This is a genomic window from Rhizobium ruizarguesonis, assembly GCF_017357285.1.
In the GTDB taxonomy this organism is placed as follows: domain Bacteria; phylum Pseudomonadota; class Alphaproteobacteria; order Rhizobiales; family Rhizobiaceae; genus Rhizobium; species Rhizobium ruizarguesonis.
The window spans coordinates 129,494-153,157 of the sequence record NZ_CP071679.1 but is presented as its reverse complement, the minus strand read 5'-3'; the positions used below and the strand labels follow the sequence as shown (position 1 = coordinate 153,157).

Annotated in this window: 22 protein-coding genes; 10 read left to right on the top strand and 12 right to left on the bottom strand. The window is 59.3% G+C overall.

Annotated features, from left to right (window positions below; translation table 11 throughout):
* Positions 1–3: 3 nt before the first annotated feature.
* Complete coding sequence (gene oiaX / locus J3P73_RS25285) at positions 4–1,260, bottom strand: 3-oxo-isoapionate-4-phosphate decarboxylase OiaX (RefSeq protein ID WP_042940911.1); 1,257 nt, start codon at positions 1,258–1,260, stop codon at positions 4–6.
* A 178-nt stretch (positions 1,261–1,438) separates the two neighbouring features.
* Here oiaX and J3P73_RS25280 point away from each other — a divergent pair, with 178 nt between their 5' ends.
* Positions 1,439–2,143 carry a transcriptional regulator NanR gene (locus J3P73_RS25280; protein ID WP_018068270.1) on the top strand — a complete coding sequence of 235 codons (705 nt, stop codon included), beginning with the start codon at positions 1,439–1,441 and terminating at the stop codon, positions 2,141–2,143.
* A gap of 39 nt (positions 2,144–2,182) precedes the next feature.
* Here J3P73_RS25280 and J3P73_RS25275 read toward each other — a convergent pair whose 3' ends face one another.
* The 3 genes from J3P73_RS25275 to J3P73_RS25265 form a co-directional block, all read right to left on the bottom strand.
* Entirely contained in the window at positions 2,183–2,890 is a 708-nt protein-coding gene (locus J3P73_RS25275; protein ID WP_018068271.1) for a helix-turn-helix transcriptional regulator, read from the bottom strand.
* Positions 2,891–2,948: 58 nt separating this feature from the next.
* On the bottom strand, positions 2,949–3,881 hold the full coding sequence (locus J3P73_RS25270) for an NAD(P)-dependent alcohol dehydrogenase (RefSeq protein WP_130687385.1): 933 nt from the start codon (positions 3,879–3,881) through the stop codon (positions 2,949–2,951).
* A gap of 62 nt (positions 3,882–3,943) precedes the next feature.
* Entirely contained in the window at positions 3,944–4,327 is a 384-nt protein-coding gene (locus J3P73_RS25265) for a nuclear transport factor 2 family protein (protein ID WP_018068273.1), read from the bottom strand.
* Positions 4,328–4,593: 266 nt separating this feature from the next.
* Between J3P73_RS25265 and J3P73_RS25260 the strand changes: the two genes are divergently transcribed.
* The 9 genes from J3P73_RS25260 (at position 4,594) to J3P73_RS25220 (ending at position 13,205) form a co-directional block, all read left to right on the top strand.
* Positions 4,594–4,899 carry a hypothetical protein gene (locus J3P73_RS25260; protein WP_024322042.1) on the top strand — a complete coding sequence of 102 codons (306 nt, stop codon included), beginning with the start codon at positions 4,594–4,596 and terminating at the stop codon, positions 4,897–4,899.
* Between the two features lie 190 nt (positions 4,900–5,089).
* The gene (locus tag J3P73_RS25255; protein ID WP_024322043.1) at positions 5,090–5,848 is read left to right on the top strand and encodes a FadR/GntR family transcriptional regulator; all 759 of its coding nucleotides are present in this window, start codon (positions 5,090–5,092) and stop codon (positions 5,846–5,848) included.
* Positions 5,849–5,871: 23 nt separating this feature from the next.
* On the top strand, positions 5,872–6,846 hold the full coding sequence (locus tag J3P73_RS25250; RefSeq protein ID WP_018068276.1) for a sialic acid TRAP transporter substrate-binding protein SiaP: 975 nt from the start codon (positions 5,872–5,874) through the stop codon (positions 6,844–6,846).
* A 117-nt stretch (positions 6,847–6,963) separates the two neighbouring features.
* Positions 6,964–7,536: a TRAP transporter small permease gene (locus tag J3P73_RS25245; RefSeq protein WP_018068277.1), complete on the top strand. Its 573-nt coding sequence runs from the start codon at positions 6,964–6,966 to the stop codon at positions 7,534–7,536.
* Positions 7,537–7,540: 4 nt separating this feature from the next.
* Complete coding sequence (locus J3P73_RS25240; protein ID WP_024322044.1) at positions 7,541–8,947, top strand: TRAP transporter large permease; 1,407 nt, start codon at positions 7,541–7,543, stop codon at positions 8,945–8,947.
* A gap of 10 nt (positions 8,948–8,957) precedes the next feature.
* The gene (locus J3P73_RS25235) at positions 8,958–9,992 is read left to right on the top strand and encodes an L-idonate 5-dehydrogenase (protein ID WP_130665711.1); all 1,035 of its coding nucleotides are present in this window, start codon (positions 8,958–8,960) and stop codon (positions 9,990–9,992) included.
* Positions 9,993–10,207: 215 nt separating this feature from the next.
* Positions 10,208–10,915: a GntR family transcriptional regulator gene (locus J3P73_RS25230; protein WP_130673635.1), complete on the top strand. Its 708-nt coding sequence runs from the start codon at positions 10,208–10,210 to the stop codon at positions 10,913–10,915.
* A 48-nt stretch (positions 10,916–10,963) separates the two neighbouring features.
* The gene (locus tag J3P73_RS25225) at positions 10,964–11,851 is read left to right on the top strand and encodes a dihydrodipicolinate synthase family protein (protein WP_130687386.1); all 888 of its coding nucleotides are present in this window, start codon (positions 10,964–10,966) and stop codon (positions 11,849–11,851) included.
* Position 11,852: 1 nt separating this feature from the next.
* On the top strand, positions 11,853–13,205 hold the full coding sequence (locus tag J3P73_RS25220) for an NAD(P)/FAD-dependent oxidoreductase (RefSeq protein WP_130687387.1): 1,353 nt from the start codon (positions 11,853–11,855) through the stop codon (positions 13,203–13,205).
* 251 nt (positions 13,206–13,456) lie between these two features.
* On the opposite strand, the gene J3P73_RS25215 is transcribed toward J3P73_RS25220, so the two are convergent.
* The 8 genes from J3P73_RS25215 to J3P73_RS25180 all read right to left on the bottom strand — a co-directional run bounded on the left by J3P73_RS25215 (position 13,457) and on the right by J3P73_RS25180 (position 23,332).
* Entirely contained in the window at positions 13,457–15,112 is a 1,656-nt protein-coding gene (locus J3P73_RS25215; protein WP_130665715.1) for an alpha-keto acid decarboxylase family protein, read from the bottom strand.
* A gap of 36 nt (positions 15,113–15,148) precedes the next feature.
* Positions 15,149–15,973: an MBL fold metallo-hydrolase gene (locus J3P73_RS25210; protein ID WP_024322050.1), complete on the bottom strand. Its 825-nt coding sequence runs from the start codon at positions 15,971–15,973 to the stop codon at positions 15,149–15,151.
* A 128-nt stretch (positions 15,974–16,101) separates the two neighbouring features.
* Positions 16,102–17,130, bottom strand: a complete 1,029-nt coding sequence (locus J3P73_RS25205; RefSeq protein WP_029768183.1) for a sugar phosphate isomerase/epimerase family protein — start codon at positions 17,128–17,130, stop codon at positions 16,102–16,104.
* Between the two features lie 128 nt (positions 17,131–17,258).
* Entirely contained in the window at positions 17,259–18,197 is a 939-nt protein-coding gene (gene iolE / locus J3P73_RS25200) for a myo-inosose-2 dehydratase (RefSeq protein WP_130673634.1), read from the bottom strand.
* Between the two features lie 39 nt (positions 18,198–18,236).
* Positions 18,237–18,719, bottom strand: coding sequence for a hypothetical protein (locus tag J3P73_RS25195; RefSeq protein ID WP_027688157.1), 483 nt, complete (start codon positions 18,717–18,719; stop codon positions 18,237–18,239).
* Positions 18,716–19,834: a ferritin-like domain-containing protein gene (locus J3P73_RS25190; protein ID WP_027688158.1), complete on the bottom strand. Its 1,119-nt coding sequence runs from the start codon at positions 19,832–19,834 to the stop codon at positions 18,716–18,718. The genes J3P73_RS25195 and J3P73_RS25190 overlap by 4 nt, the downstream gene beginning before the upstream one ends.
* 100 nt (positions 19,835–19,934) lie before the next feature.
* A complete protein-coding gene (locus J3P73_RS25185) occupies positions 19,935–21,806 on the bottom strand; it encodes a GMC oxidoreductase (RefSeq protein WP_130673633.1) in 1,872 nt (623 codons plus the stop codon).
* A gap of 95 nt (positions 21,807–21,901) precedes the next feature.
* On the bottom strand, positions 21,902–23,332 hold the full coding sequence (locus tag J3P73_RS25180) for a glycoside hydrolase family 15 protein (RefSeq protein WP_130673632.1): 1,431 nt from the start codon (positions 23,330–23,332) through the stop codon (positions 21,902–21,904).
* Positions 23,333–23,664: the final 332 nt, after the last annotated feature.

Here is a 23,664-nt window from a genome sequence, read left to right as displayed (position 1 = left end):
CGATCACGCGCCCTTGCCGTCGCTGAACTTTGCAATCGAAGCGGCGAGCTCCGGATGATCTTTCGCGTAGGTCTCCAACGGGATGTCCGCGACCGCGGCCTGCCAGGCCTGCTGCACGGCCCGAACCCCGGCCGCCGGGCCGCTGGGATGGCTGACGATGCCTCCGCCGCAGAGATAGAGAAGATCGACGGTGCGACCGGTCCGTTGATAGGTCTCGGGCGCCTGTCCTCCCCACTGGCCCGAACCGGCAACCGGAAGCGGGCAATCGGAGGCATTAAACAGCGGCGTGCTGACGGCCTTGAAGGACGAGACGAAGCTGTCGTCCGGCTCCCAATACTTGACCCTGATACCGTTGATCTGGAATTGGTCGACGCCCAGCAGCCGCCAGAATTGCTGGTAGACCTTGAAATCCATGCCGGCGCCGGGGCCGCGCGTCAGCACGTCCCAACCGTTTCGATGCGCGTGCAGCACCAGATTGGAGCGCTTGCGCAGAAAGCTCATGCCGCCGAAGCCGATCGAGTTGATATTGACGACAGCGCAGTTGCCGCCGGCCTTGGCGACGACATCGTGGTTGCGCATCATCTCGTCGGGGTCGGCATGCGAGATGCCGAAGGCATACATGACCTTCTTGCCGGTCTTCTGCTCGTGATCGAGAATGCGCGGCATGATCGCCGCAACGCGGTCCTTGAGCGGCGAATAGGCCGGGCTCATCAGTTTTTCGTCATCCTTGATGAAGTCGACGCCGGATGAGATCAGCTCGCCGACGAGTTCCGCCGTTTCGTGCGGCCTGAGGCCAAGCGCCGGCTTGACGATCGTTCCGATGATGGGGCGACCTTCGACGCCGGTGAGGCGGCGGCTTCCAGGAATGCCGAATTGCGGTCCCGGATGCGCGCTCCCGAAGGCGTCGGGCAGCGTCATGTCGACGATGCGGATGCCGGTCATGCCCTTGATGGAATAGACGCCGCCGATCGCAATGGTCATCAATGCCGAAAGGTCGGTGCCGATCGCGTCCAGCGGAAAGGCGATGTCGACATCGGCACGATTGAGCAGTGTGCCGGGGGCGACCTCGGGCCAGGTTGGATGGCGCGCATCTTCGAGTGAGCGGATCGCCAGCACGCGGGCGGCGACACGCGACTTCAGCTCTTCGGTTTCGCCCGGGACGGGCACGAAGGTGCCGGTCGACTGGTCGCTCGCGATCTTTTCCGCCATCGCCTCGACGCTGCCGGGCGTTTCGATACGATAGGTCAGGGTAATCATCATGGAACGGACGGTTGCTCCTCTCGCCCGGCAGATTGCCATGGCGTCAACTCATGATCTGGTATAATGAGTATTCCAACTTATGAAAAGTAGAATCTTCGGATCCGCAAATTTTCGCTGACAGCTTTGTTCTCGACCCGGAAAACTGTTAGGAGGAAACATTTTGAGCCAGCGAGATGTGATGACCCAGCCCCTCGAACAAATCGTCCGCCGGAAACTCTCTGACGAAGTGTTTGATCGACTTGAGCGAATGATCACCTCGGGCGAGCTTCAGCCCGGCGACGAAATGCCCTCCGAGCGCGTGCTGATGGAACGCTTCGGCGTCGGCCGGCCGGCGATCAGGGAGGCCATGCAGTCCCTTGCCAACAAGGGTCTGGTCAGCATTTCGCACGGTGAGCGGGCGAAGGTTCTCCGGCTGACGGCAAAATCGATATTCCGCCAGGTCGATCTCACCGCCAAGATCATGCTGTCGCAATCGTCGGACTCGCTGGAATATCTCAAGAGCGCCCGCATCTTCTTCGAGCGGGGCATGGCGCGAGAGGCCGCGCAGCGCGCCTCTGCAAGCGATATCGCCGATCTCAGGAACATCATCGAACGCCAGCGAATGTCGCTTGGGCGGGCCGAAGAGTTTATCGACGCGGACATGGAATTCCACACCCGCATCGCGCAGATATCAGGCAACCCGATCTACGTCGCCGTCAGCGAAGCGATGCTTGCCTGGCTGAAGGAATACCATACCGAGATGCTGATCTGGACCGGCAAGGAAAAATTCACGCTCGCCGAACACGACGAAATCGTCGATCGCCTTGAAGCAAACGACGTGGATGGCTCTGAAACAGCACTCCTCAAGCATCTCGAGCGGTCGCGAGCGCTTTACGCGAAGTAATTAACACGAACTCGGCGATCGCCGCTGGCCGACGCTGAATTAGCTGGTCTCCCGTGCCACCGCGCCGCGTGCTTCTTGCGCCTGCGCCCGCCATTGCTTGACCAATTCCCGCCTCTTTCCGGGATAGCGATCGGCCAGGAGTGCTGCTTCGAGGATACGGTCGGCGCGAAACATCCGGAAATCCTGTCGCAGTTCGCACCACCCGGCAATGATCCGCCTGGAATCGAAGAAGGCGACTGCAATCGGCCATATGATGCGGTGGCTGTCGGCATCTCCGGCATCTCTATAGATGATCCGCAGCTTCATCTGCTGCTGCATGGCCTGACGCAGGATCTTGAGGCTGATTGCGGGTGCCGGCAGCGAGGGGAGGCCGATATGGAAATCATTGTCGGTCAATCCATGACGGAGTTCCGACGGAAGCACGGCTTCGATCTTGGCAAGGGCGTCCTGAGCCGCCGCGCGTAGATCCTCGTCTGTCTGACGGGTGACCCATTGCACGCCTAGCGTGATCGCCTTGATTTCCGCTTCCGAGAACATGAGAGGCGGCAGTATGAAACCCGGCTTCAGCACATAGCCGAAACCGGGCTCCCCTTCGATCTCAGCGCCGATGGATTGCAGCAACGAGATGTCCCGGTAGATCGTCCGCAGGGAAACGCCCGTTTCTTGCGCGAGATAGTTCCCGGAGACCGCTTGGCGATGGCGGCGGAGAATCTGGAGAATTTCGAACAATCTCTGGCTTTGGGACATGACTATATCTTAGCACAGCCTCTACCGGTGCTGCCGAAGGGGCTCCGGAGTATCGGTTTCAATTCACACGGACTAGGACCTTTCCGTTGCTCTTGCGGCCATGTTCCAGAGCCGTCAGCGTCTCTATTCCATCGCTCAGCGGTACGATTTCGGAAACCGGAAGCTTCAGCCTACCCTCGTCTGCGGCACGGGCAAGCCCGTCCAGGATGTCGGCCCGCGCGGTGCAGATGATTGGCTTCAGCCTGCGGTCGACCATCGCGCGAATGAATTTGCTGGGCGTCGGATCAATGTCGAGGAAAACGCCGCGGCTGCGCAGCAGGCCGAGACCGATCTTGATCTTCATTGTGCCGGCTGTGTCGTAGACAACATCGAAGCGATCGCGGATCTTCGACAGGTCGGCAGTGCGATAATCGAAAAGAGAGTGCACGCCGCGGTCTCGGGCGCGCTGCATGGAGGCCGCGCCGCAGCTTCCCGAAACCGTCGCCCCGAACATCTGTGCGAGTTGAACGGTCGCCTCGCCGACAGCGCCGGCGCAGCCGTTGACGAACACATGTTTGCCCGCCGTCAGCTTTGCCTTGTCAACGAGGCCGTTCCATGCAGTGACTCCGGGTGTTGCGAGGCAGGCTGCATCTTCGAAGGAAACAGACCCAGGCTTGCTGGCGAGAAAGGCTTCCGGTGCGATCACAGCTTCGCCGAGCGCTCCGCCATCCCTGATATGTGCGAGGCCGAACACGGCATCGCCCGGTTTGAAGCGCGTCACGCCTGGGCCGACGGACGTTACCGTTCCGGAAAAATCGCTGCCTATGGCCCGCGGGAAGGTTTTCCCCGTCACCATTTTCAGATAGCCGTTGCGAACCTTCCAGTCGATGGGGTTGATTGCCGCGAAGGCGACCTTCACCACGACTTCGCCCTTGCCGGCTGCGCGAAGTTCACACTCTTCAAGCTGCATCAGCTCCGGCCCGCCATATCTGTGATATTGGATTCTCTTCATAGCAAGCCGTCTCTCTTGTTGCCGCAGTGATGGTGATCATTTGAAGAACTTCCGGGGCAAGTTCAGTGTGGCTTGACCGTCGCCATGTACTCGGCGAACGGCGCGGAGTCGTAGATCACGTCGGTGGATGCGATCTTCCCGCCGTTGACCGTGATGAGCTCGACGGTCAGGGCGCGCGGAACAGGATGGGTTTCGGCTTCATAGACGATGACGGCCTGATCATCATCGCCGTAGACAGCGAGAATGTTCACGCTTTTGATCATGCGCGCAAAGCCTTCGTGGAAGCCGCGAAATGCCTGCGTGCCGCTCAGCTTGCCGATCGGCGACGAGCAGACGACATCCTCGGCCGAGAGTTCAAGAATAGTGTCGATGTCTTTGCTGGAGATGGCTTCAATATAGGTGCAGGCAATTGCTGTCGCGCGTCCGGTGTGTTCAGCCATGGTCATGTCCTTTCGTTGGTGATGTTTAGCTGAAACGGTCTTACCGAGGGTTAGTGACACGATATGTCAGCATTAAGCGCCGTTTGATTGTTTTCGAGATATTTTACTATTAAAACGTGCAAAGCCATAAAGCTGCTGATGTGCCCGACACTCAGATTGCCGCTGGTGGCGGTTGCTGCCGCGTTTCGCGCATTTGTAAGCAGCAGTTGCGGAACAATGACGCGTTGGCGAGGTTCTGAATAATCACGCAAAGATCCCAAGGAGGACATCAGATGCGTATGAAACTCGTAGCAGCTTCGGTTCTCGCTATTGGCATGGCCACGTCTGCTTTCGCCCAATCCAATCCGGCGCCAGCCGGGGCCACGATCGACAAGAACCACGTCGATCAGGGTGGCGCGAAGGTCAAAACACCGATGGGAACCGACACCACCACGACAAACTCCACGACCGGCGGCACGATGAAGACAGGCAGGACCAAGTGCCCCAACCCGGTCAACAACTCCAGCAATCTTCAAACGCAAGGCGGCACCAGCAACGCCACGCCGATGGATGAGGCCTGCGCAGCGCATAACAATTGATCACCCTATTCGCAAAGAACCCCGCTTCGGCGGGGTTCTTTGCGCCGGGCTTCGGCCTATGGCCTGAACTCTCCTTCTGAGTTTATGCGGCGGATTGACGCACAACTCCAGCAATGCTATTCAAGTGGTAATTGGTCAGGCCAGTTGACCAGCTGCGGCTTGAGGAGAAGCTCGCCTAGGGAGGCCCACGATGTTTTCGCCTGTTGAATCACGCCGCCTTTATCGGCAGGTCGCGGATCAGATTCGCTTGATGATCGCCAGCGGCGAGCTTGCCGTTGGCCAGCGGCTGCCGGCCGAGCGCGACCTGGCGGAGCAACTGTCGGTTTCACGCCCGACCGTCCGCGAGGCGCTGATCGTCCTTGAGGTCGAGGGCCTCGTCAACATCCGCATGGGATCCGGCATCTATGTGGTGCGCCAGCATGCTGCGACCGTCACCGGGGCCGAGCGCGAGCCGGTGGAGGGGCCGTTCGAGCTGCTGCAGGCGCGCGCCATTATCGAATGCGCCATCGCCGAAGAAGCTGCCGGTCGCGCCAAACCGGACGATATCGCTCTGCTCGATGAAGCTCTGACGCGTATGGGTGGCGTGGTCAACGATGCAATCGCAGTGCTCGATGCCGATCGCGCCTTCCACACCGGCATTGCCGCCATCGTCGGGAATGCGACATTGATCCGCGTCACGGGCGAGATGTTCGACATGCGCATGACCCCCTATTTCGCAAGGCTCGCCAGCCACTTCGAGGGGCCAACGACATGGCGCAGCGCCCTGGACGAGCATCGGGCCATTCGCGACGCGATCGCTGCCGGCGATGCCGCTGGCGCCAAGGCGGCCATGCGCGCCCATCTCACAATGTCGCAGAAGAGGTTTTCCGAGAGCTTCGGGGAGGAGTTTTCGGGGGAAGAGGAGCGCGGACGCAACAAGCGGCCGCCGAAAGGAACTGCCAAGACTTAACCCAAGCTCGGGAGGAGAGAGCAATGAAAAGCAGACTGGCAACGATACTTTGCACTGCAGCCGCGATCATGGCGAGCAGCGCGATCGCGCATGCCCAGACAGTGCTGAAATGGGCGCATGTCTATGAAACGTCAGAGCCCTTCCACACGGATTCTGTCTGGGCCGCGGAAGAGATCAACAAGCGCACCGATGGGCGCTACAAGATCGAGGTCTATCCGGCATCGCAGCTCGGCAAGGAAGCCGACATCAACCAGGGCCTCAAGCTCGGGACCGTCGACATCATCATCTCGGGATCGAGCTTCGCGGCACGCGACTACAAGCCGATCGGCGTGACTTACTTCCCCTATATCTTCCGCGGTCCCGATCACTTGATCGCCTACACCAAGAGCGATGTCTTCAAGCGTCTTGCCAAAGGCTATGAAGACAAGACCGGCAACCACATCGCCGCCGTCAGCTATTACGGCACGCGCCATACGACATCAAACAAGCCGATTGCCAAATGCGCCGATATGCAGGGCTTGAAGATCCGGGTGCCTGACGTTCCGGCCTATCTCGCCATGCCGCGCGCCTGCGGCGCCAACACCACGCCGATCGCCTTTGCCGAGGTCTATCTCGCCTTGCAGAACGGCACGGTCGAGGCACAGGAAAATCCGCTGACGACAATCGAGGCGAAGAAGTTCTACGAAGTCCAGAAGAACATCATCCTCACCGGCCACATCGTCGATCACCTCAACACCGTGATCTCGAAGACGCGGTGGGCGAGCCTTTCCGACGAGGACAAGAAGATCTTCGGCGAGGTTATGCAGGAGGCGGCCGAGCGCACCAGCAAGACGATCGCCGGCAAGGAAAATAACCTCATCGCGACCTTCAAGGAAAAGGGCCTGAATGTCACCGAGGTCGACAAAGCCGATTTCGAAAAGACCGTGATGGAAAAGGTCAAATTCGAGGATTTCGGTTACGAGAAGGCCGATTGGGAAGCAATCCGCGCGATCCAGTAAACTACGCGGCGCGGCGCCTTACAGCGCCGCGCGTCTTTCAGACGCGCAAGGACGCTGTAACACTTTGGTTGCTGCAGACGCCGCGCTCCTTCATTCCGATCTGGAACAGGGCCGATCATGTCGCAAGAAATTCATACGCAAATCACGGCCGAAGAAATCGGTCACGAGTTCGAAGGGCACGCGCCGACCGCAAACGTCTCGGACTATGCCATCGAGGACTGGATCACGCTGCTCGTCTTCTGGCTGATGGCCGGTTGCGTGTTCCTGCAGTTCTTCACGCGCTATGTGCTGAACGACAGCTACGCATGGACCGAGGAGATCGCGATCAATTGTCTGATCGGTGTCGTCTTTCTCGGTTCCGTCATGTGCGTGCGCACGTCGCGGCATATCCAGGTGGACGTGTTCTATCACTATATGCCAGCAGGCCTGGCACGCGTGCTCGCCACTTTCGTCGATATCGTCCGCATCGGCTTCTTCGCCTATGGCTGCCATCTGATGTGGCGTTACGTCGACATCGTGGCGGACGAGCAGATGGTCACCATCGATCTGCCGCGCAACATCGTCTTCTACAGCGTTCTCATCGCCTTCGTGTTGATGCTGATCCGCGCGATCGTCGTCTTCATCGCCAACATGCGCCGCGGCTACTCCGTTCTGGAGCGCCCCGAAGAATTCCAGACCGTCGAGGATTGATCCGATGCTGCTGCTTCTTGGCTCGTTTCTGGTGCTGATGCTGGTCGGGGTGCCCGTTGCCATCTCTATGGCCGTCGCATCCGTGCTTTACATCGTCCTTTATGGCGTCGCGCCCGACATCATCGTCGCCCAGCGCATGATCGCCGGCGTCGAAAGCTTCCCGCTGCTCGCCGTGCCCTTCTTCATCCTCGCGGGCAACCTGATGAACTCAGCCGGTGTCACCGGCCGCATCTATTCCTTTGCCGTCGCTCTTGTCGGCTGGATGAAGGGCGGTCTCGCGCAAGTCAACATCATCGGTTCAGTGATCTTCTCCGGCATGTCGGGCACAGCGCTCGCCGACGCAGCGGGTATCGGCACGATCGAGATCAAGGCGATGAAAGATCACGGCTATCCGGTCGAGGCCGCGGTCGGCGTGACGGCGGCTTCGGCAACGCTCGGCCCGATCTTCCCGCCGTCGCTGCCTTTCGTGATCTACGGCATGATGGCGAACGTATCGATCGGCGCTCTTTTCATGGCGGGCATCCTGCCCGGCATTGTCATGACGCTCCTGATGATGATAACCGTCGCCGCCTTTGCCTATTGGAAGCGCTGGGGCTCCGATGCGCCGTTCGATGTGAGGCAGCTGCTGTCGGCGGGGATGGAAATCGTCGTCGTCCTGGCAGTGCCGCTGGCCATCTATCTGCTGATGCAGGCGGGCGTATCGATGAATGTTGCGGCGGGCATTGCCCTTGCCCTGCTTCTTGCCCTCGACTGGTATTTCCGCTTCTCCGCCGTCATGGCGCTGATGACGCCTGTCATCCTCATCGGCGGCATGACGATGGGCTGGTTCACGCCGACGGAGGCCGCCGTCGCAGCCGTCCTCTGGTCCCTGTTCCTCGGTCTGGTGCGTTACCGCACGATGACGCCCTCGACGCTCGCCAAGGCAAGTTTCGATACGATCGAGACGACGGCATCCGTTCTCTTCATCGTCACCGCGGCATCGGTCTTTGCCTGGCTGCTGACGGTGAGCCAGGCGGCCCAGTTGCTCTCCGATGCGATCCTGTCGATCACCGACAATAAATGGGTTTTCCTGATCCTCGTGAACCTGCTGATGCTCTTCGTCGGCTGCTTCCTGGATACGATCGCAGCCATTACCATCCTCGTGCCGATCCTTCTGCCGATCGTCCTGAAATTCGGGATCGATCCGGTCCAGTTCGGCCTCATCATGACGCTGAACCTGATGATCGGCCTGTTGCACCCGCCGCTCGGCATGGTGCTTTTCGTGCTGTCGAGGGTCGCGAAACTCTCCGTCGAACGCACGACCATGGCGATCCTGCCCTGGCTGGTGCCGCTCTTCCTGGCGCTGATCCTGATCACCTTCGTGCCCGCCATATCGCTGTGGCTGCCGCAGCAGCTTGGACTGTTGAGATAGGATGGACACGATGCGGACACGTGTGGCACGGCTTTACCAAAAGGGTGATCTCAGGATCGAGACCGCCGCGGTTGCGGCCCCTGGTCCCGGCGAGGTGCTTCTCAAAATGGCAGCCGCAGGGATTTGCGGCTCCGACCTGCATTATTATCAGGACGGCGGTTTCGGCCCAGTCCGGGTTCGCGAGCCGATCATACCCGGCCACGAGGCCTCGGGGACGGTGAGCCAAGCGGGCGAGGGGGTCGACCTGAAGACCGGTACGCTGGTGGCGGTCAGTCCCAGCCAACCCTGCGGGCATTGCGAATATTGCCAGAAAAACATGCCGATCCACTGCCTGGACATGCGCTTCATGGGCAGTGCGATGCGCCTGCCGCATGAGCAGGGCATGTTCCGGGAATGGCTGGTGGTGCCGGCCAAGCAATGCTTTGCAGTCGGAGTTGCGACAACTGCTGCAGAAGCGGCCTGCAGCGAGCCGCTCTCCGTCTGCCTGCACGCGGCATCGCGCGCAGGAGATATCACAGGCAAACGCGTGCTGGTCACCGGAGCCGGCCCGATCGGCGCCCTGATGGTCGCCGTCGCCTCCTATCACGGCGCAAGCGAGATCGTGGTGACCGATCTCGCGGATGCGGCTCTGGACAGGGCCAAAGCGATGGGCGCCAGCCGCACGATCAATGTTTCCAAGGATGTTCCGGCGCTTGCAGAATACGAGGCGGGAAAGGGCTATTTCGATCTCGTTATCGAATGCTCGGCCGCCGCTCCGGCCATCCGCGGCGCGATTGCCGCCATCAGGCCGCGCGGAACGATCGTGCAGGTCGGCGTCACGGGAGACGTCTCGATCCCTCTCAACGCCATCGTCGGCAAGGAGCTTCAGCTCCACGGAACGCAGCGCTTCCATGAGGAGTTCGATACCGCCGTCGAGCTGATCTCCAGCCGCAAGATCGATGTGCGGCCGATCATCAGCCACAGCCTGCCGCTCGAAGAAGCCACCGCAGCCTTCACCCTCGCGGGCGACCGTACGGCGGCCTGCAAGGTGCAACTGACCTTTTAAAGCGCGTCGCGGAACTCACACCTGTGCTCGGTGGGGCGATGAGCATCGAAGGCCGCTAGGCCGACGCAGCATTCGCTTCACCACGAAGGCAGCAACCTTCCCCTGACCCGACACTGCCCTATCGCTGAGCCGGCGAGCGGATTCGATTCCAGAGTCTCAGGAAATTCTTGACGTCTATCTTATGTCTACATAATGTCTTTCAAAAGGATTATGAGATGGACGATGACATTATCTCCGAGATCGGCAGCCCCGATCGCAAAGTGAATCTGAGCCTGACGCTCCGCAGACGCATCCTGACGATGGAGCTGCCGCCGGGTGCGGTGTTGGACGAAGTGGCGCTGAGCGAGGAGTTCGGCCTATCCCGCCCGCCGGTTCGCGAGCTGATGCGACAGATGGCTGGCGAAGGCTATATCGAGCTGGAAGCCAACCGGGCGGCGCGCGTCAGTTCGATGAGCTACCAGTCCTTGCATGACTTCTTCCTTCTTGCACCGATGATCTACATCACCGCCAACAAGCTGGCGGCCGAGAATGGAACGCGCGGGCAGCTCGACCTGCTCAAGCAGATGCAGCAGTCATTTCGAAAGGCCGTCGACAATTGCGACGTCGAGGGGCGCGTCTTCTACAACGACCAGTTCCACCGACAGATCGGCGAGATGGCACACAACGTCTATCTCGTTCCGAGCCTGCGGCGACTGCAGATCGACCATGCGCGCATCGGCAAGGTCTTCTACAAGCACCCGAACACGCCTCGCATGCAGGAAGAGCTCGAACTCGCCACGCAACAACATGACGAGATGATCGAAGCGATCGGGAAACGCGATCCCGACGCAGCCGGAGAACTGGCGCGGCTTCACCTCGAGCTTTCACGACGAAACATGGCCATGTACGCGGCCCCAGAGGGTCTGGAGACCCCGACCCTCTAGGACCATTTGGCTTGACCCTTCGGCAGCCTAACGCGAGACACAAAACGAATGTCTAACTTCCAGTTTCGAGGCCTGAATCTTGCCATTACGACGCCGTTCGACCATGCCGGACGCATCGACTACGGCAGGCTCGAATATAATGTCGAGCGCTACCTCGCAGCAGGCGTCAAGAGCTTCCTGTTCAGCTCCGGCACCGGCATGCACGTCTACCTTTCCAAGGAGGAATCCGAGGAGTTGATCCGGCGCGGAGCGCGGATCGTCAACGGACGGGCAAAGGTGATTGCGCAGACCTCCGCTCTCCTCGTGGAAGACGTCATCGAGCGTACTATCCGCGCGCGCGACGCTGGCGCCGAAGGCGTCATGGTTCTTCCGCCCTTCTTCGAGGGACCGACCGACGACCAAGGCATCGTCGATTTCTACAGCGAGGTTGCGACGGCCGGTCTTCCGGTGATTGGCTACAACGTTCCCCAAGCGGTCGGCGTCGCCGTCACGCCCGAACTTCTCGACAAGCTGAGCGAAATCCCCGGCTTTTGTGCCGTCAAGGACAGCAGCGGCGATCTTGGAAAGCAGGCAGCACTTATCCGCACCGGCCGTTTCGTCATGAATGGCGCTGACCCTCTCGTTCCCTACGCGCTCTATGCCGGATGCAACGGCCTGATCTGGGGTGGGGCGAACTTCGCTCCGAGAATCTGCATCGCCCTCGTCGAGGCCGCCGCTGAGCACAAGTGGGACGAGGTTCGCGCCCTTTGGAAAATCTTGGAGCCGTCGATGGGGCTGATCTGGGAAGGCGACTACGTGCAGTCCGTCTATGCGGCGGCAGATCTGGTGGGCTACGGCGCCGGCGTTCCACGAAAGCCGCTGCGCGGGCTTGCCCCAGAAAAGCTTCCGGCCGTCCGGCGCGCGCTCGAAACGCTCATGGAGCGGGAAGCAATCTGACGTGACCCAGTCCGCAAGGAACGTCTTCGTTGCATCCAGGCTTCCGAAACGCGCAGGCGTTTCGGGCTGGGTGGCCACGCTTGCGCCGCGCACGCCACAGTCCACGCTGAATGGTTCGGTCATTGCGGATGTCGCAATCATAGGCGGCGGTTTCGCAGGGCTTTCCGCGGCCCGGCGCATCTCACGCCTGGACCCGACCGCGCGGGTCGCCGTGCTGGAAGCGGGTATTGTCGGCGAGGGGCCGGCGGGCGCGAATTCGGGCTTCATCATCGACCTGCCCCACGAGGTCTCGTCCGATGGTTTCAGCGGAGAGTCGGCGGCCAGGTTCAGACAGTCCGTGCTCATACAGCGCTCGGCTATTGCTCTGGCGACCGAGATGGCGACCGAAAACGGTTGGGGCAAGAACGTGTTCGATCCCTGTGGTCGATACAGCGTCGCCATCAGCGCGGAAGGCGACAAGCACCTCGAGGACTATGCGCAGCAGCTCTCGAAAATGGGCGAAGACCATCGGCTCCTGAGGACCAGGGAGATCGGAGCGGTCACGGGATCGCCGGTCTACACCTCTGGTCTGTTCACGCCCGGTACGGTCATCGTGCAGCCCGCCGCCTACATTCGCGGGGTCGCCGACTGCCTGAAGAAGCCGGTCACCCTTTACGAGCGGACGCCGGCGCTCTCGTTCGAACGCCTCGGTACGGGCTGGCTCGTCAAGACGCCGCAGGGTTCGGTGCAGGCGCCGAAGATCATCATGGCAAACAATGGACATGCGGAGAGCTTCGGCTTCTTCCGTGGACGCCTGCTTCACGTCTTCACCTACGCCTCCCTCACCGAGGCGTTCGACCCCTCGCGCCTCAGTGGAGAACGGAAGTGGGCCGCCACTCCCGCCCTGCCGATGGGAACGACCGTCCGCCGCATCAGCACCGGCACCGGCACCGGCGACCGAATCCTGGTGCGCTCCCGCTACAGCTATAATCCGAGCATCGCAGTCAGCGACGCCGCGATCCAGCGAGCCGGCCGCCTCCACGACGGCAAGTTCTCCAAACGCTTTCCCACCCTTAGCGGCGTCGGGATGCAGTATCGCTGGGCCGGTGCGATGGCGCTCACACGCAATCATGTGCCGGCATTCGGTGAGATCGAGCGTGGCGTATTCGCGGCATGCGGCTGCAACGGCCTTGGAGCATCGAACTCGACGGCATCAGGGATCGCGGCTGCGGAGCTGACGCTCGGACATGATTCCGAACTCGGCCGCGTCTACGCGCGCCTGGCTGCCCCGACGGCATTGCCGCCGCAGCCTTTCACGACGATCGGAGCAAAGATCCACCTCGCCTATCGCGAGTGGAGTGCAGGATCCGAGTGACGAGGGACGACATCACCATTGTATCACCCGGCGGTTCGTCCTGCCGGACGGTGAGCCGTTCCGGCAATGCCGAATCGATCGGTTCGCTATAAATAAACGCTATAGCGGCAGAGTGGAGCTGTGTTGGCCAGCGACGCTTCCCTGAACCTACTGTGATGGTGTCAGCGCTGGGCTGAGGCTATAAGAACCGCGGTGTTGGGTAGCGGTCCAGCAAGGACTGAAGCCCCAGAATTTCTGCGGCATCGGCCATTCTAGTTTGCTTTCCAGTTCGCATTATCGGGGATCGACCGCTGAGGCACGACGACCTGGATGATGGACGGACTGTTCAGGTTTTCTTTCGCGCCATTTATGGCTTCCTCGAGTTCGCCATAGGTGTCCACTTTCCAGCCTTGGCAGCCAAAGACCTCTGCCAACTTGCTGTAATTCCATCGGTGCAGGATGCATGAATTGTAAAACGGCTTGTTACCATGGAAAACCGATGCATCGGCAAGCCATTGCTCCACGCCATAGATGCCGTTGTCCATCACGAAGATGATCGGGTTGAGATTGAAGCGGGTTTGTGTCGAGAGGCATTGAGCGGTCATCTGAAACCCGCCATCCCCCGCAAAGACCAGTAGCCTCTGTTTATCTTGCTTCGCCAGCGAAACCCCGGTCGCGGCGGGACCGATATAACCGATCGCCGAATAGGATGATTGTACGATGAAACCGCGGCGAGCACCCACTTCAAGAAGCAAGCTCCCGAAATAATTCAAACTCGCGTCGGCACCAACGATAGTATTTCCGTCGATCTGCTGCTGAATGAAATGGTAGAAGCCCTGATAGGTAATTTCGCCTGCCGGATTCACGGCCGGCGCTTGCCGGGCTGTTTTCGCCGGAAGACTTTGGGCCTTGCACGTCAGCCTTTTGTCAATCAAGCCGTTGACGAGGTCCGCCAGCGAAACCTCTGCGTTGAAGATCGTGCCATATTTCACTGTATCCCAGGAGGCGAATGCGGTTTTATCGAGATCGATAGGCCAGCCCAAATCATTGATATCAGTCAACCAGACGCCCAGCGCCAATACGAAGTCGGAGTCTTTGACCAACGACTGGACATAGGGTGACGACGATTCGCCATCAAATACCCCGGCAAATTGGACATCGTCTTCCGATAGGATGGCCTTGCTCAAAAGCTCGGTCACGTAGGGAATCTTGAGGTCTCGAATGAGCCGCTCCGCCTGGTCGTGAAGGCCAAACCGGTCGATCTCGACACCGATCCAGATCAGGGGTTTGGTGGCATTTTGCAATCTTTCGCTGATTTGCGCGATCGACTGATTGAGACTGTCCTCGTCGGATATGTCCGGCGCCGCTTTTAATGCATTCGACGGGCGCGTGCATTCCAGGTCCACCATATCCTCCAGCAACTCGATATAGACTGGACGTCTTTCGGTGATGCACTGCGTCAGCGCATAATCTATGAGCATTGGCGCAAGATGAGGGCTATCGATGCGGACGGCAGCGGCCGTTATATATTCGAACACCTGAAGATCCGTTTCCCGCCCGCTGATGAAGTGATGCGCACTGTAGCCGGTTTGTTCGAATGTGAGCGTCTTCTTGATGCTTGGCGCACCGTTGATCAGAACGACCGGCACTTTCTCGACGTAAGATCCGGCGATCGCATTTGTTGTACAAAGCGAGCCTGCGGAATAAGTAACGCAAAGCGCACCAATGCCTTTCAGTCTCGCATAGCCGTCAGCCGCATAACCGGCATTCAGTTCATTCACCTCCTCGATGACCTGAATACCGCTTTTCTCGACATAACTGTTCACCCATTCGATCGAATAATCGCCCGCTACGGAAAACAGGTGTCCCAGGCCCAGTTCGCGAAGTCTGTCGACCAGATATTGTCCAACCGTGTATGTCTCGCCCATGTTCCAACGGATCCCCTGTTGACGACAATTGACGTATTAAAACTCGCTCGCGTTATCGAATAAGCGCGGTATGTATATGTCGAATATGCCGGGGCATTTTCGTTCGGGAAATCTTTCCAGCAGGAAGCGCTTGAAAGCATCATTGGTGAGTCCGTTGCCGGCGGCCTCCATGGCAACGGACAAATACTCTATATTTTTGGCAACCTCGTTTTTGTCGGCCGGAAAGCCGTGGCCGGGAAGGAACAGGTCGTAGTCGGACAGCAGCATACCCTGCAAAATCCCAATCCAATGCTCCATGTATTTCGTCAGATAAAGGTGCGTTCCGCTGTAGATCAGGTCTTGCGCAATAAAAACGCCCACGTCCGGAAGACCTATGGTGAGGAGAAAATCGATCTCCGTATCAACGACTTCATCAAAGACGTATTTGACTCCGTCGATGACTTCCGCGCCGGCGCGGACAGTTTTTTCGGGAATTATCAGGCTCTTCGGAGCGAGATTGCCCATTTTCCAATGGTCATTCAGGGAATCTTGCCCGTGCTGCTTCAGGAACTCTTTCGTTTCCGGCAATGCATAAATCGGAATGTCGCTGAATGCGGCTCCCAGGCCAAACCAGTGGTCGGGGTGCCTGTGCGACAGGTAAATCCGGTCGATCTCCTTGCCGATACTGTTGGCATATTCCCTGAATTGCAGCGCATAGGGAACGAGGAATTGGCCATCGACAAGAACAAGCTTGTTCCTGCTTTCGATTATGTGCGTTGCATTGGCGATGTTGTCATCCGTGAAAGCTGAAATGAAAGTATGAATACGGACATCGCCTGCTCGCCTGACGATTTTAATGGGATCCGGCAATTGCGTGACCATAGGTATCTCCCTGATTGAAGGTCGTTTGCTGAGGTTTGACGTTCACCCGGGCACGGCGGAGATGAGGGCTCCCCAACATTCCTGGCCAGCATTCCCGGGTTGTTTCCAGCATGTGCGCCCGAGCGCCATCACGGATGAGATCGACGGCCGTGGGACGCGATCTTTTCCTCCAATGTCTCTAGGGCGGCGCGCGCAACCTCGTAGGCGCTGTCGACTCCCGCCTCCGGCGCGTCCTCACCGGGCCGCCAGAAGCGTCTGCGCGTCATTCTCATCGAGCTCTCGAAGGGTGGAATTGCATTAAAGACTTCAACGAGATAGGGGCCGGAATAGACCGGCTCGATTTCGTCCAGCATAATCTCCCAGGGAATCCAGCTATCTCTAACAGCGCCCCGGTCCGGCGCTGAGATATGAACGTAATTCAGTCGGCTCTGCTGTATGGCTCGGGCGACATTTTTCTTGAAGATTGCCGGGCCCTGGCTTTCCATCACGACCTGGGCTGTATCGATCGTGACGCCACAGACCGCAATGTCGGCGCTTTCGAGAAAATCCAGCGCTTCAGAGACCATGGTCGGCCCGGGCGTTTCCCAATTCTTGACGGGTTCGATGGCGAGCTTCACACTCTTCTCTGTAGAATATTGCGCCAGTTCCCGGAAGATGGAGGCCGCCGCCGCGTATCGTGGCTTCATCCAATCCTGAAGCGCGTCGCTCCAGATTCCTTCACCGTCATCCGTCAGCGGAAAGATACCGTAGGGGTACAGGAACGGCCCTGACATGATCGTATTCTCCCCGCCCAGCACCGAGGTGATGTCGACGCGGGATTTGAGATAGGACAACGCCTGCTTGCGCTGTTCCTCGTAGGGCGAGGTCGGATCGAAGGTTCGCGTGGTCCCCACATTGGTTGTGAACTTCACATCCCGGAAGCCCGCCTGATCGAACGCCCTCTTGAGGCTGATATAGCTTTCGACCTCGGTGTGATGACCGACATGGGCCGGTCCTGGGGCGATATGCACATCGAAGCCGGTGTAGCCGATCTCGGTAAGAGCTTTCAGATGCCTGACGAGAACCTGGGTATAGCCCGCGTCATTCGGCCTCAAATCCGCTGTAAACATAAAGAAGCTGAAATATATATCCCGTCTGCGTGCCTCTTCCATCTTCATCGCTCCAGCTGTCGCTATCCAGTCATGCGTGGTTCAGGATGATGTCTCGCCCGACATTGTCATGAGGCGAGATCCGTCCCCACCTCCTGCGCATCGCTATCGGGCTGAAACAAACGGTTCGTGCAGGGCTACCATCCAAGCAGCTTGCGCAGATATTCGCGGCCCATTTTCGCGTATTGCAGCGGATTGGCCTTGGCCGGGTCCTGCTCTGCTTCGACGCAGATCCAACCGGCGAAATCGGCCTCGGCCAAAGCATCGAGGATTTCCGGAAAGGTCTCTATGGAGCCGTCACCCGGGACGGTGAAGATCCCCGCCTCGATCCCTTGCTGGAAGGACAATCCTTCTTTGTGAATCTTCGTAACCACCTCGGCGCGAAAGTCCTTCAGGTGAACATGCTTGATGCGGTGGGCGTATTTTCTGGCCAGTGCCAATGGATCGACACCGGCAGCCGCCTGGTGCGCGGTATCGAGAAGCATGTTGACCAGGCCAGGATCCGTCTCGTCCATGAGCCGGTGGATCGCTTCCGTCTTCATCACCCCGGTTCCGAGATGCGGGTGATAGCAGAGCCGGCGGTTACGGGCCTTGGCTTTCTCTCCCGCCGCATGCAAGCCTTCGATCAGGTGTTTCCACTGTTCCTCGGAGAAATCGGGGCAATTCGGAAACAGGGCGACCGGAAGCGGATTGACCGCCCCGCCAAACTCGGAGACGACCAGATCGGCCCTGCGCGGATCGTCGCTGCCGCCTTCCATGGCTTCGAGGAAGTCGAGCTGAGCATCGACGTTTTCAAGCGTATGACGATTCATCGCCTTGATGGTGAAGTAAGTGCTCACCCAAGGCTCGGAAATCCGCAATCCCCTGAGTTCGAGGACAGGCCGCAATATTTTCGGGTCAGTCGGATACTTATGGCCGACGCCACATCCGACATAGCCGGCGAGCGCCATTTCACTCAGAGCCTGCTCGTAGGGGATGCCGATGTCGATGTTGATGAAATCGTCATTCCACCAGAGCGTGGGGATGACACCGAGCCAGACCTTGGCGGGCGTCAGTCGATGCAGATATGTCGTCATGGCAATGATCCAGTTCTTTGAAGACAAACGGAAGTGACGTCAAGTTTGGGAATCGAGACCCGGAATAGCCGGAATCTTCGGCGGAAAGGCCCAGGAGCCGAAACCGGGACCCTTGGCGCCTGCGGGGTGGGCTCCGATCGCCTTCCAGAGCAAACCCTCGACATAAGCATCGGGAGAAACGACGAAGGTGATATTCGCAGGCCTGGGGCCAAAGCGCTCCGTCCAGGCGGAGGACAGCTCGAACCAGGTGCCGGAATACCAGAGCTTGATCAGCGCGCGGGCCACGTCTCCCAGCAATTCATTGCCCAGAATGGTCGTGCGCACCGCCTGGATACGGGCCTCACCTTCCGGCGGTGGCAGGCCGGCGAAGGCGGCCAGCAGCGCGTCGGCGATCTCGCTGCCGACCACCTTGTCGAGCGTGGCGAGATAGCGTTCCGCCAGGCCCGTTCCCAGAAGATCGAACTGGGAGAAGGCCGTCAATTCGACGGAGAGACTCAGAAATGCCTCGAAACGGCGGCTCATGCGTTCGCCTCCGCCCGCCGGGTGACGGCTGGCTGTTTGATATTGCCGGGGATCTCATAGGTGGGGCTGCCGTTCTTACCGGGATGCCTCGGCAGGGGATTGCGGATGAGTTCGAGGATCATGTTGCGGAATTCGAACATCATCGGAACGGCTTCCAGCAGCAAGTTCGGCTGGCCGTTATAGGCACGCGTCAAGAGCTGGAGAAATTCGCCGTAGCGCGTGTTGAAGGCGATCGCCGCCTCACGCAGTTCCGAGCCTTCGTGTATGTGCGCCACTTTCAGGTTCTCTTTTATCGGATAGGCGCCTTCCCAATCGACCTGCAACTGCGGACCTGAGGGGTGGCCGGGCTGGTCGCCCTTCTGGTAGTAGCGGCCTTTGACCAGTTCCTCGAAACGGTAGTAATGGGCCAGTTCGTGGTCGTCATCGTCGTAGATACCGCCACCGTCGCCCTCGCCCTGTTCGATGATCAGATCGATGGCTTCCAAGGCGCTTTTCAGATCGGTCACGGGAAACAGCTCGCCGCCGCCGGAGTAATAATATTCCGAGGTGATCTGGCGCGACCTGTCGCCGGTAAAGATGGTTGTGCCCGCCCCATGCGCTTCGGCCTCCAGGTATTTGATGCCTTCCGAGATGGTCGAGTAGAACTCGCCGATACTGAAGAAATGGAGGTCCTCATGCCTCGGATCGCTGGCAAGCGCGGTGATATCAGGGGGAGTTTTGCGATGTATCAGGCCCTTGCCGACGAGGTGTTCAGGACGCTGGGCCGGACGCTCGATTTTCAGGAAAGTCGCCAGCGCCTCACGGCCGAAAGCCTGGATGCTGACCTTGAAATCGGTCTCACCGTCCGGCAGGGCGGCGGGATAGCGGGCTACGAAGTCCGGCCTGACAAGATCCGGTGTGCCGCCGATGGCATTGAGAATATTGGCCGCGATGGTCAGATGCAGCATTTCTTCCACGACGATCACGCGCAGAACCTGGGTCGCATCCTGGTTGACGCCGGGCTTGATCGAGTAAAGCGCCGTCAGATACGGCGGAATCGTCGCATGTTCGAGCTGCATCGCCCGGTAGAGAAACTCTTTCAGCTCATCGAGCGTCTTAATACTGGAGGAATCCATGCTCAGGCTCCATGAAAGATAAGTTGGGTGCACAGGTCGGCTTCGTGTCGCTTGCATCGAGCCAATCGGTTCGTTCCGCGCAGCGGATGCCGGTCTTCGTTCAATGCAGAGACTTCAGAATGTCGCGGCCGCTTCGGAAGCACATGGCGGCCAGCGTCAAGGTGACATTGGCCGTGCCGATCGTCGGCATGCTGCCGCCGCCCACCAGATAGAGGTTTTCGTGGTCCCAGCTGCGCTGGTTCTTGTCCACGACGGAATTGGTCTTCGTCGTTCCCATGATGTGGGTGCCGGCCAGATGATTGCCGCCGCGGATCGCATAGCCTTGCCCCTCATAGGCCACATAGCCGAAATCGCTGGGGTCGTAATGGGTATGATCCTGCGCGCCCAGACGCGTAAAGACGGTGCGCGCAAACTGGCGGCCATAGGCGGCACCCTTCATGGTATATTCCGGAACCGTGAAGGACAGGATGGGCCGCATGTTGCCCAGAGCATCGGTATATTGCGGATCCACCGCGATGCGGTTGCTTTCGACGGGCATGACCTCGATCATGAATGCCAGCAGCAACTGCCGCGAAACCTGGTCGATCATGCCGCGCCGAAGATCCGCCCCGTAGAGGTTGCGATCATCCACCAGTTCGAGAAGGTCGGTGGTCGGCGCACCCGTGGCCCAACCCCAGCCGTCGTTATGGATATCGATGGCGAAGGCGGCCTGCCTTTCCCGGAAAGGGCCGTCCCGCAGGTCCACGATACCGCCCGTCGAACTGGTTCCGCGCATCGTGCCGCAGATTTCCGGCATCAGCGCCCAGTTCAGCAGATAGGCGTGGTCCATCAGATTGCGCCCGACAAGACCGCTGGTGCTGCGCAGGCCGGAGGCCAGCATAAGACGCGCCGTTTCGATGGCGCCTGCCGCAAGCACGAAAACCTTGCCCTTCACGGTGATGGTCTCGTGGGCCGGTGAGGCCGGGTCCTTGTAAATCTTGACCTCGAGAGAGCGGACTTTCCCGCTATCCGGATCGATGTTGACCTTCGATGCGACCGCCTGCGGCAACAGTTCGACAAGCCGCTCGCCCCTTTTTCCGTTTACCGCGAACGCCTTGGCAAGCGTTTTGCCGGAGTGGTAGCGCGCTTGCACGGGACAGAGCGGTACGCAATTGGTGTTGCCCTGGCAGCGACCGCCCTCTTCGACCTGATGCGTATCGACGGCGCCGATGGGACGGTAGCCCTTCCCACCGTCATAGGCCGGGTTTGGTATGCTGTTGCGCCCCTGCGGATAGGGCCTGACCTTCAGGGGATAGGTCTTGTCGTAAAGTTCGACACTGGTGCCTTCGATGCCCTTGTTGACCTGCTGATCCAGATAGGAAAGCGGCAGGCCGCGCATGGGAAAGACATAGTCGCCCGGGAAGGTCTGCCCCAGATATTGCTGATCTTCGACATTGGCCGATACGCCGATTTCCCGCTCGGCCAGGCGGTAATCATCCTCGATTTCCTCAAAGCTCAGCGGCCAGTCCAACCCTTGGCCGAAAATGGTGCGCGTCTTGAAATCCGAGCGAAGCAGGCGGGGCGTTTTCGCCTCCCAGTGCATGGTCGTTCCGCCGAAAATACGGGTATATGTCGTATCGCTGACATAAGGGCCGGATTGAACGATATAGGTCGAGCTATCGGTTTCCCCCGCCCGCAGCTTGCGAAGCTGCGGGCTGCGGGGCATGGCCGCGTTCGCATTCAGCGGAAAGGGCGACTGGTTGTCCTTGGAGGCTGCCGAATAGAAAGTCGTCAGCAGATCGTCATAGCCTGCCAACGTGCTGTTGGCACCGGTTCCAGCTTCAACGATAAGGACACGCTTGCCCGCCTCCGCAGCCTGCTTGGCAATGATTGCTCCGGAAATGCCGCTGCCGACGATCACGATATCGTAGTCGTCAGACGCTGCGACGGTTTCGGCATCGGCTTTTATCGCGGATTCGAGGGGAAAAAGCACTTTGGTCCTCCATTATTCCCGGAAAGCCGCATCAGGCTTTGCGGATCATGCGGTTCTGGACTCAATCGAGATTTCAGGCCGTCCGGCCTGAATCGTCATGATTTCGGGCCGCGGGAGTTTCGGGGTTTGGACTTGGCGGCCGGGGCGGCGGCGGAGCGGGCTCTGACTGCCGAGAGAAAGGAGGCGTAGCTCCAGGTCAGATTCCGGACGCTTTTCTCATAGCCAACGGTTCCATCGAACTGTTCGCTCAGTTCATAGTGATCGCTGTGATAGACGATGGCGCGCAGCATGACGTCAGACGAAGCCCGCAAGGCAGCTGACGCGTCTGCGGTGCTGCTGGATGCACCAAGTCCCAGTTCCGCGAAGAAGGGTTCGGAGAACTGATCGAGGGGGATGGCGCCGTTGGCCTCGATGGCATTGGCAAGCCGATATTGAAACTCGGCGAAGTTGGCAGTGCATAGAGCCCAGGGATGCCCGCCGACCACCGGAGCCGCCACGTCGCCATCGTAATGGTCGCCTGGATAGCGCCCGAAGAGTGGTCCGAGCCCTTCGGCCGCGTCGGCGCCATTGATCGGGTAATAGTTCGAAGACGAAGGATCGGCCCACTGGTGCCGCAGGATGGCGGCCGTTGCCAGAAGCTTGGTATCGGTCGGCTCGATCCCGCCATAGCAGACCGAAGAGACGATATCGATGTTCGCGTCGTAACCGGCTTGCTCCGCGGCATCCAGAATGCTCACATAGAGCTGCCCGTTCCAGTGTGTGGCCAGCTGGCTTTCCAGCCAGGAGATGGCATCGGCCACCCCGGCAGGCACCGCAATACCGATCGTGTTTGTGGAAATTTCCCGGAAAAAGCGCAGCTGTACGGCTCTTGCGAAAAAGGAATAGCCCTCATATTCCTCCCAGAGATTTGTGGTCTTGTTCTGGTAAACTTCGAGAAGATAAGAGAGGTTGGCCTCGACCAATTGTTTGGCGATCGTCTGCGTGGCACCATCCAACTGATCGAACAAGGTCAAGATCGCAATCGACTGAATGGCCGGCCCGTCGTTCTGCTCAGACCACGGACGAACCTCGCCAGTGATGGTGAAGCAGGCGTGGCCAAGTGTGACGGTCGCGGAATTCTTGGCATTCCCCTGACAGAGCGCGGCGAAGTTCACGTAGTCGACCAGGCTCGGCAAAACCCCGCCCGGAACAGGCAGCAAGCCGGCGAGTGCGATCTCGATGGCCGTAATGGCTCCATCGCGAACCCAGTTGAAAACATAGTCTTGGTCGACACCCGGCGTGTTCGCTGGATAGGAGGGTGCGGCGATGACGCAGCCCGGGGCCGAAAACACGCCGGGCGATGCCGGATCCTCGATGACATAGCCATCGCTTGTGATGTTGCGCATCATCAGAAGAGAAAAATAGCGCGACAATGCGACCAGGTCGGTCTGCGCGAAGGCAGGCCGCGGTTTGACTGCAGGCGTATTGGCGCCGATATGGGCGGGGTTCGCACCTGTTATTGACTGACTCCAAAGCGCAACTGTCATTGGCTGACTCCAAAATCGGTTGAGACTTGCCGGGACCAGATCGAGAAAATATTCCGGACCCGGATGGGAGAAATATTGCGGCCGAATGGGTGGCGATGCGTTTTTCGACAATTTCCGCGCAGCGTATTTATAGTTTCACGTCAAAAGCCGACGCCAACGAGCCTTCTTCGTCGAGAGTGAAAACAAGGTCTCTGCGGCGGCGAGGGCAGGGCGGGCTGGCCTCCCTGTTGTGCCGCCGTTGAAGCTTTAACTAGAAAGATCGTCGACGATCAGATTTTTATCAACCTAAAGATGTTGATCTCAGGTCAAAAAATCTCACCGAATTGCGCTTG

Excerpts from the sequence above, each read along its gene's own strand:
- oiaX (WP_042940911.1), bottom strand. The coding sequence starts at position 1,260 with ATGATGATTACCCTGACCTATCGTATCGAAACGCCCGGCAGCGTCGAG.
- J3P73_RS25280 (WP_018068270.1), top strand. The coding sequence starts at position 1,439 with ATGACCCAGCCCCTCGAACAAATCGTCCGCCGGAAACTCTCTGACGAA.
- J3P73_RS25275 (WP_018068271.1), bottom strand. The coding sequence starts at position 2,890 with ATGTCCCAAAGCCAGAGATTGTTCGAAATTCTCCAGATTCTCCGCCGC.
- J3P73_RS25270 (WP_130687385.1), bottom strand. The coding sequence starts at position 3,881 with ATGAAGAGAATCCAATATCACAGATATGGCGGGCCGGAGCTGATGCAG.
- J3P73_RS25265 (WP_018068273.1), bottom strand. The coding sequence starts at position 4,327 with ATGACCATGGCTGAACACACCGGACGCGCGACAGCAATTGCCTGCACC.
- J3P73_RS25260 (WP_024322042.1), top strand. The coding sequence starts at position 4,594 with ATGCGTATGAAACTCGTAGCAGCTTCGGTTCTCGCTATTGGCATGGCC.
- J3P73_RS25255 (WP_024322043.1), top strand. The coding sequence starts at position 5,090 with ATGTTTTCGCCTGTTGAATCACGCCGCCTTTATCGGCAGGTCGCGGAT.
- J3P73_RS25250 (WP_018068276.1), top strand. The coding sequence starts at position 5,872 with ATGAAAAGCAGACTGGCAACGATACTTTGCACTGCAGCCGCGATCATG.
- J3P73_RS25245 (WP_018068277.1), top strand. The coding sequence starts at position 6,964 with ATGTCGCAAGAAATTCATACGCAAATCACGGCCGAAGAAATCGGTCAC.
- J3P73_RS25240 (WP_024322044.1), top strand. The coding sequence starts at position 7,541 with ATGCTGCTGCTTCTTGGCTCGTTTCTGGTGCTGATGCTGGTCGGGGTG.
- J3P73_RS25235 (WP_130665711.1), top strand. The coding sequence starts at position 8,958 with ATGCGGACACGTGTGGCACGGCTTTACCAAAAGGGTGATCTCAGGATC.
- J3P73_RS25230 (WP_130673635.1), top strand. The coding sequence starts at position 10,208 with ATGGACGATGACATTATCTCCGAGATCGGCAGCCCCGATCGCAAAGTG.
- J3P73_RS25225 (WP_130687386.1), top strand. The coding sequence starts at position 10,964 with ATGTCTAACTTCCAGTTTCGAGGCCTGAATCTTGCCATTACGACGCCG.
- J3P73_RS25215 (WP_130665715.1), bottom strand. The coding sequence starts at position 15,112 with ATGGGCGAGACATACACGGTTGGACAATATCTGGTCGACAGACTTCGC.
- J3P73_RS25210 (WP_024322050.1), bottom strand. The coding sequence starts at position 15,973 with ATGGTCACGCAATTGCCGGATCCCATTAAAATCGTCAGGCGAGCAGGC.
- J3P73_RS25205 (WP_029768183.1), bottom strand. The coding sequence starts at position 17,130 with ATGAAGATGGAAGAGGCACGCAGACGGGATATATATTTCAGCTTCTTT.
- iolE (WP_130673634.1), bottom strand. The coding sequence starts at position 18,197 with ATGACGACATATCTGCATCGACTGACGCCCGCCAAGGTCTGGCTCGGT.
- J3P73_RS25195 (WP_027688157.1), bottom strand. The coding sequence starts at position 18,719 with ATGAGCCGCCGTTTCGAGGCATTTCTGAGTCTCTCCGTCGAATTGACG.
- J3P73_RS25190 (WP_027688158.1), bottom strand. The coding sequence starts at position 19,834 with ATGGATTCCTCCAGTATTAAGACGCTCGATGAGCTGAAAGAGTTTCTC.
- J3P73_RS25180 (WP_130673632.1), bottom strand. The coding sequence starts at position 23,332 with ATGACAGTTGCGCTTTGGAGTCAGTCAATAACAGGTGCGAACCCCGCC.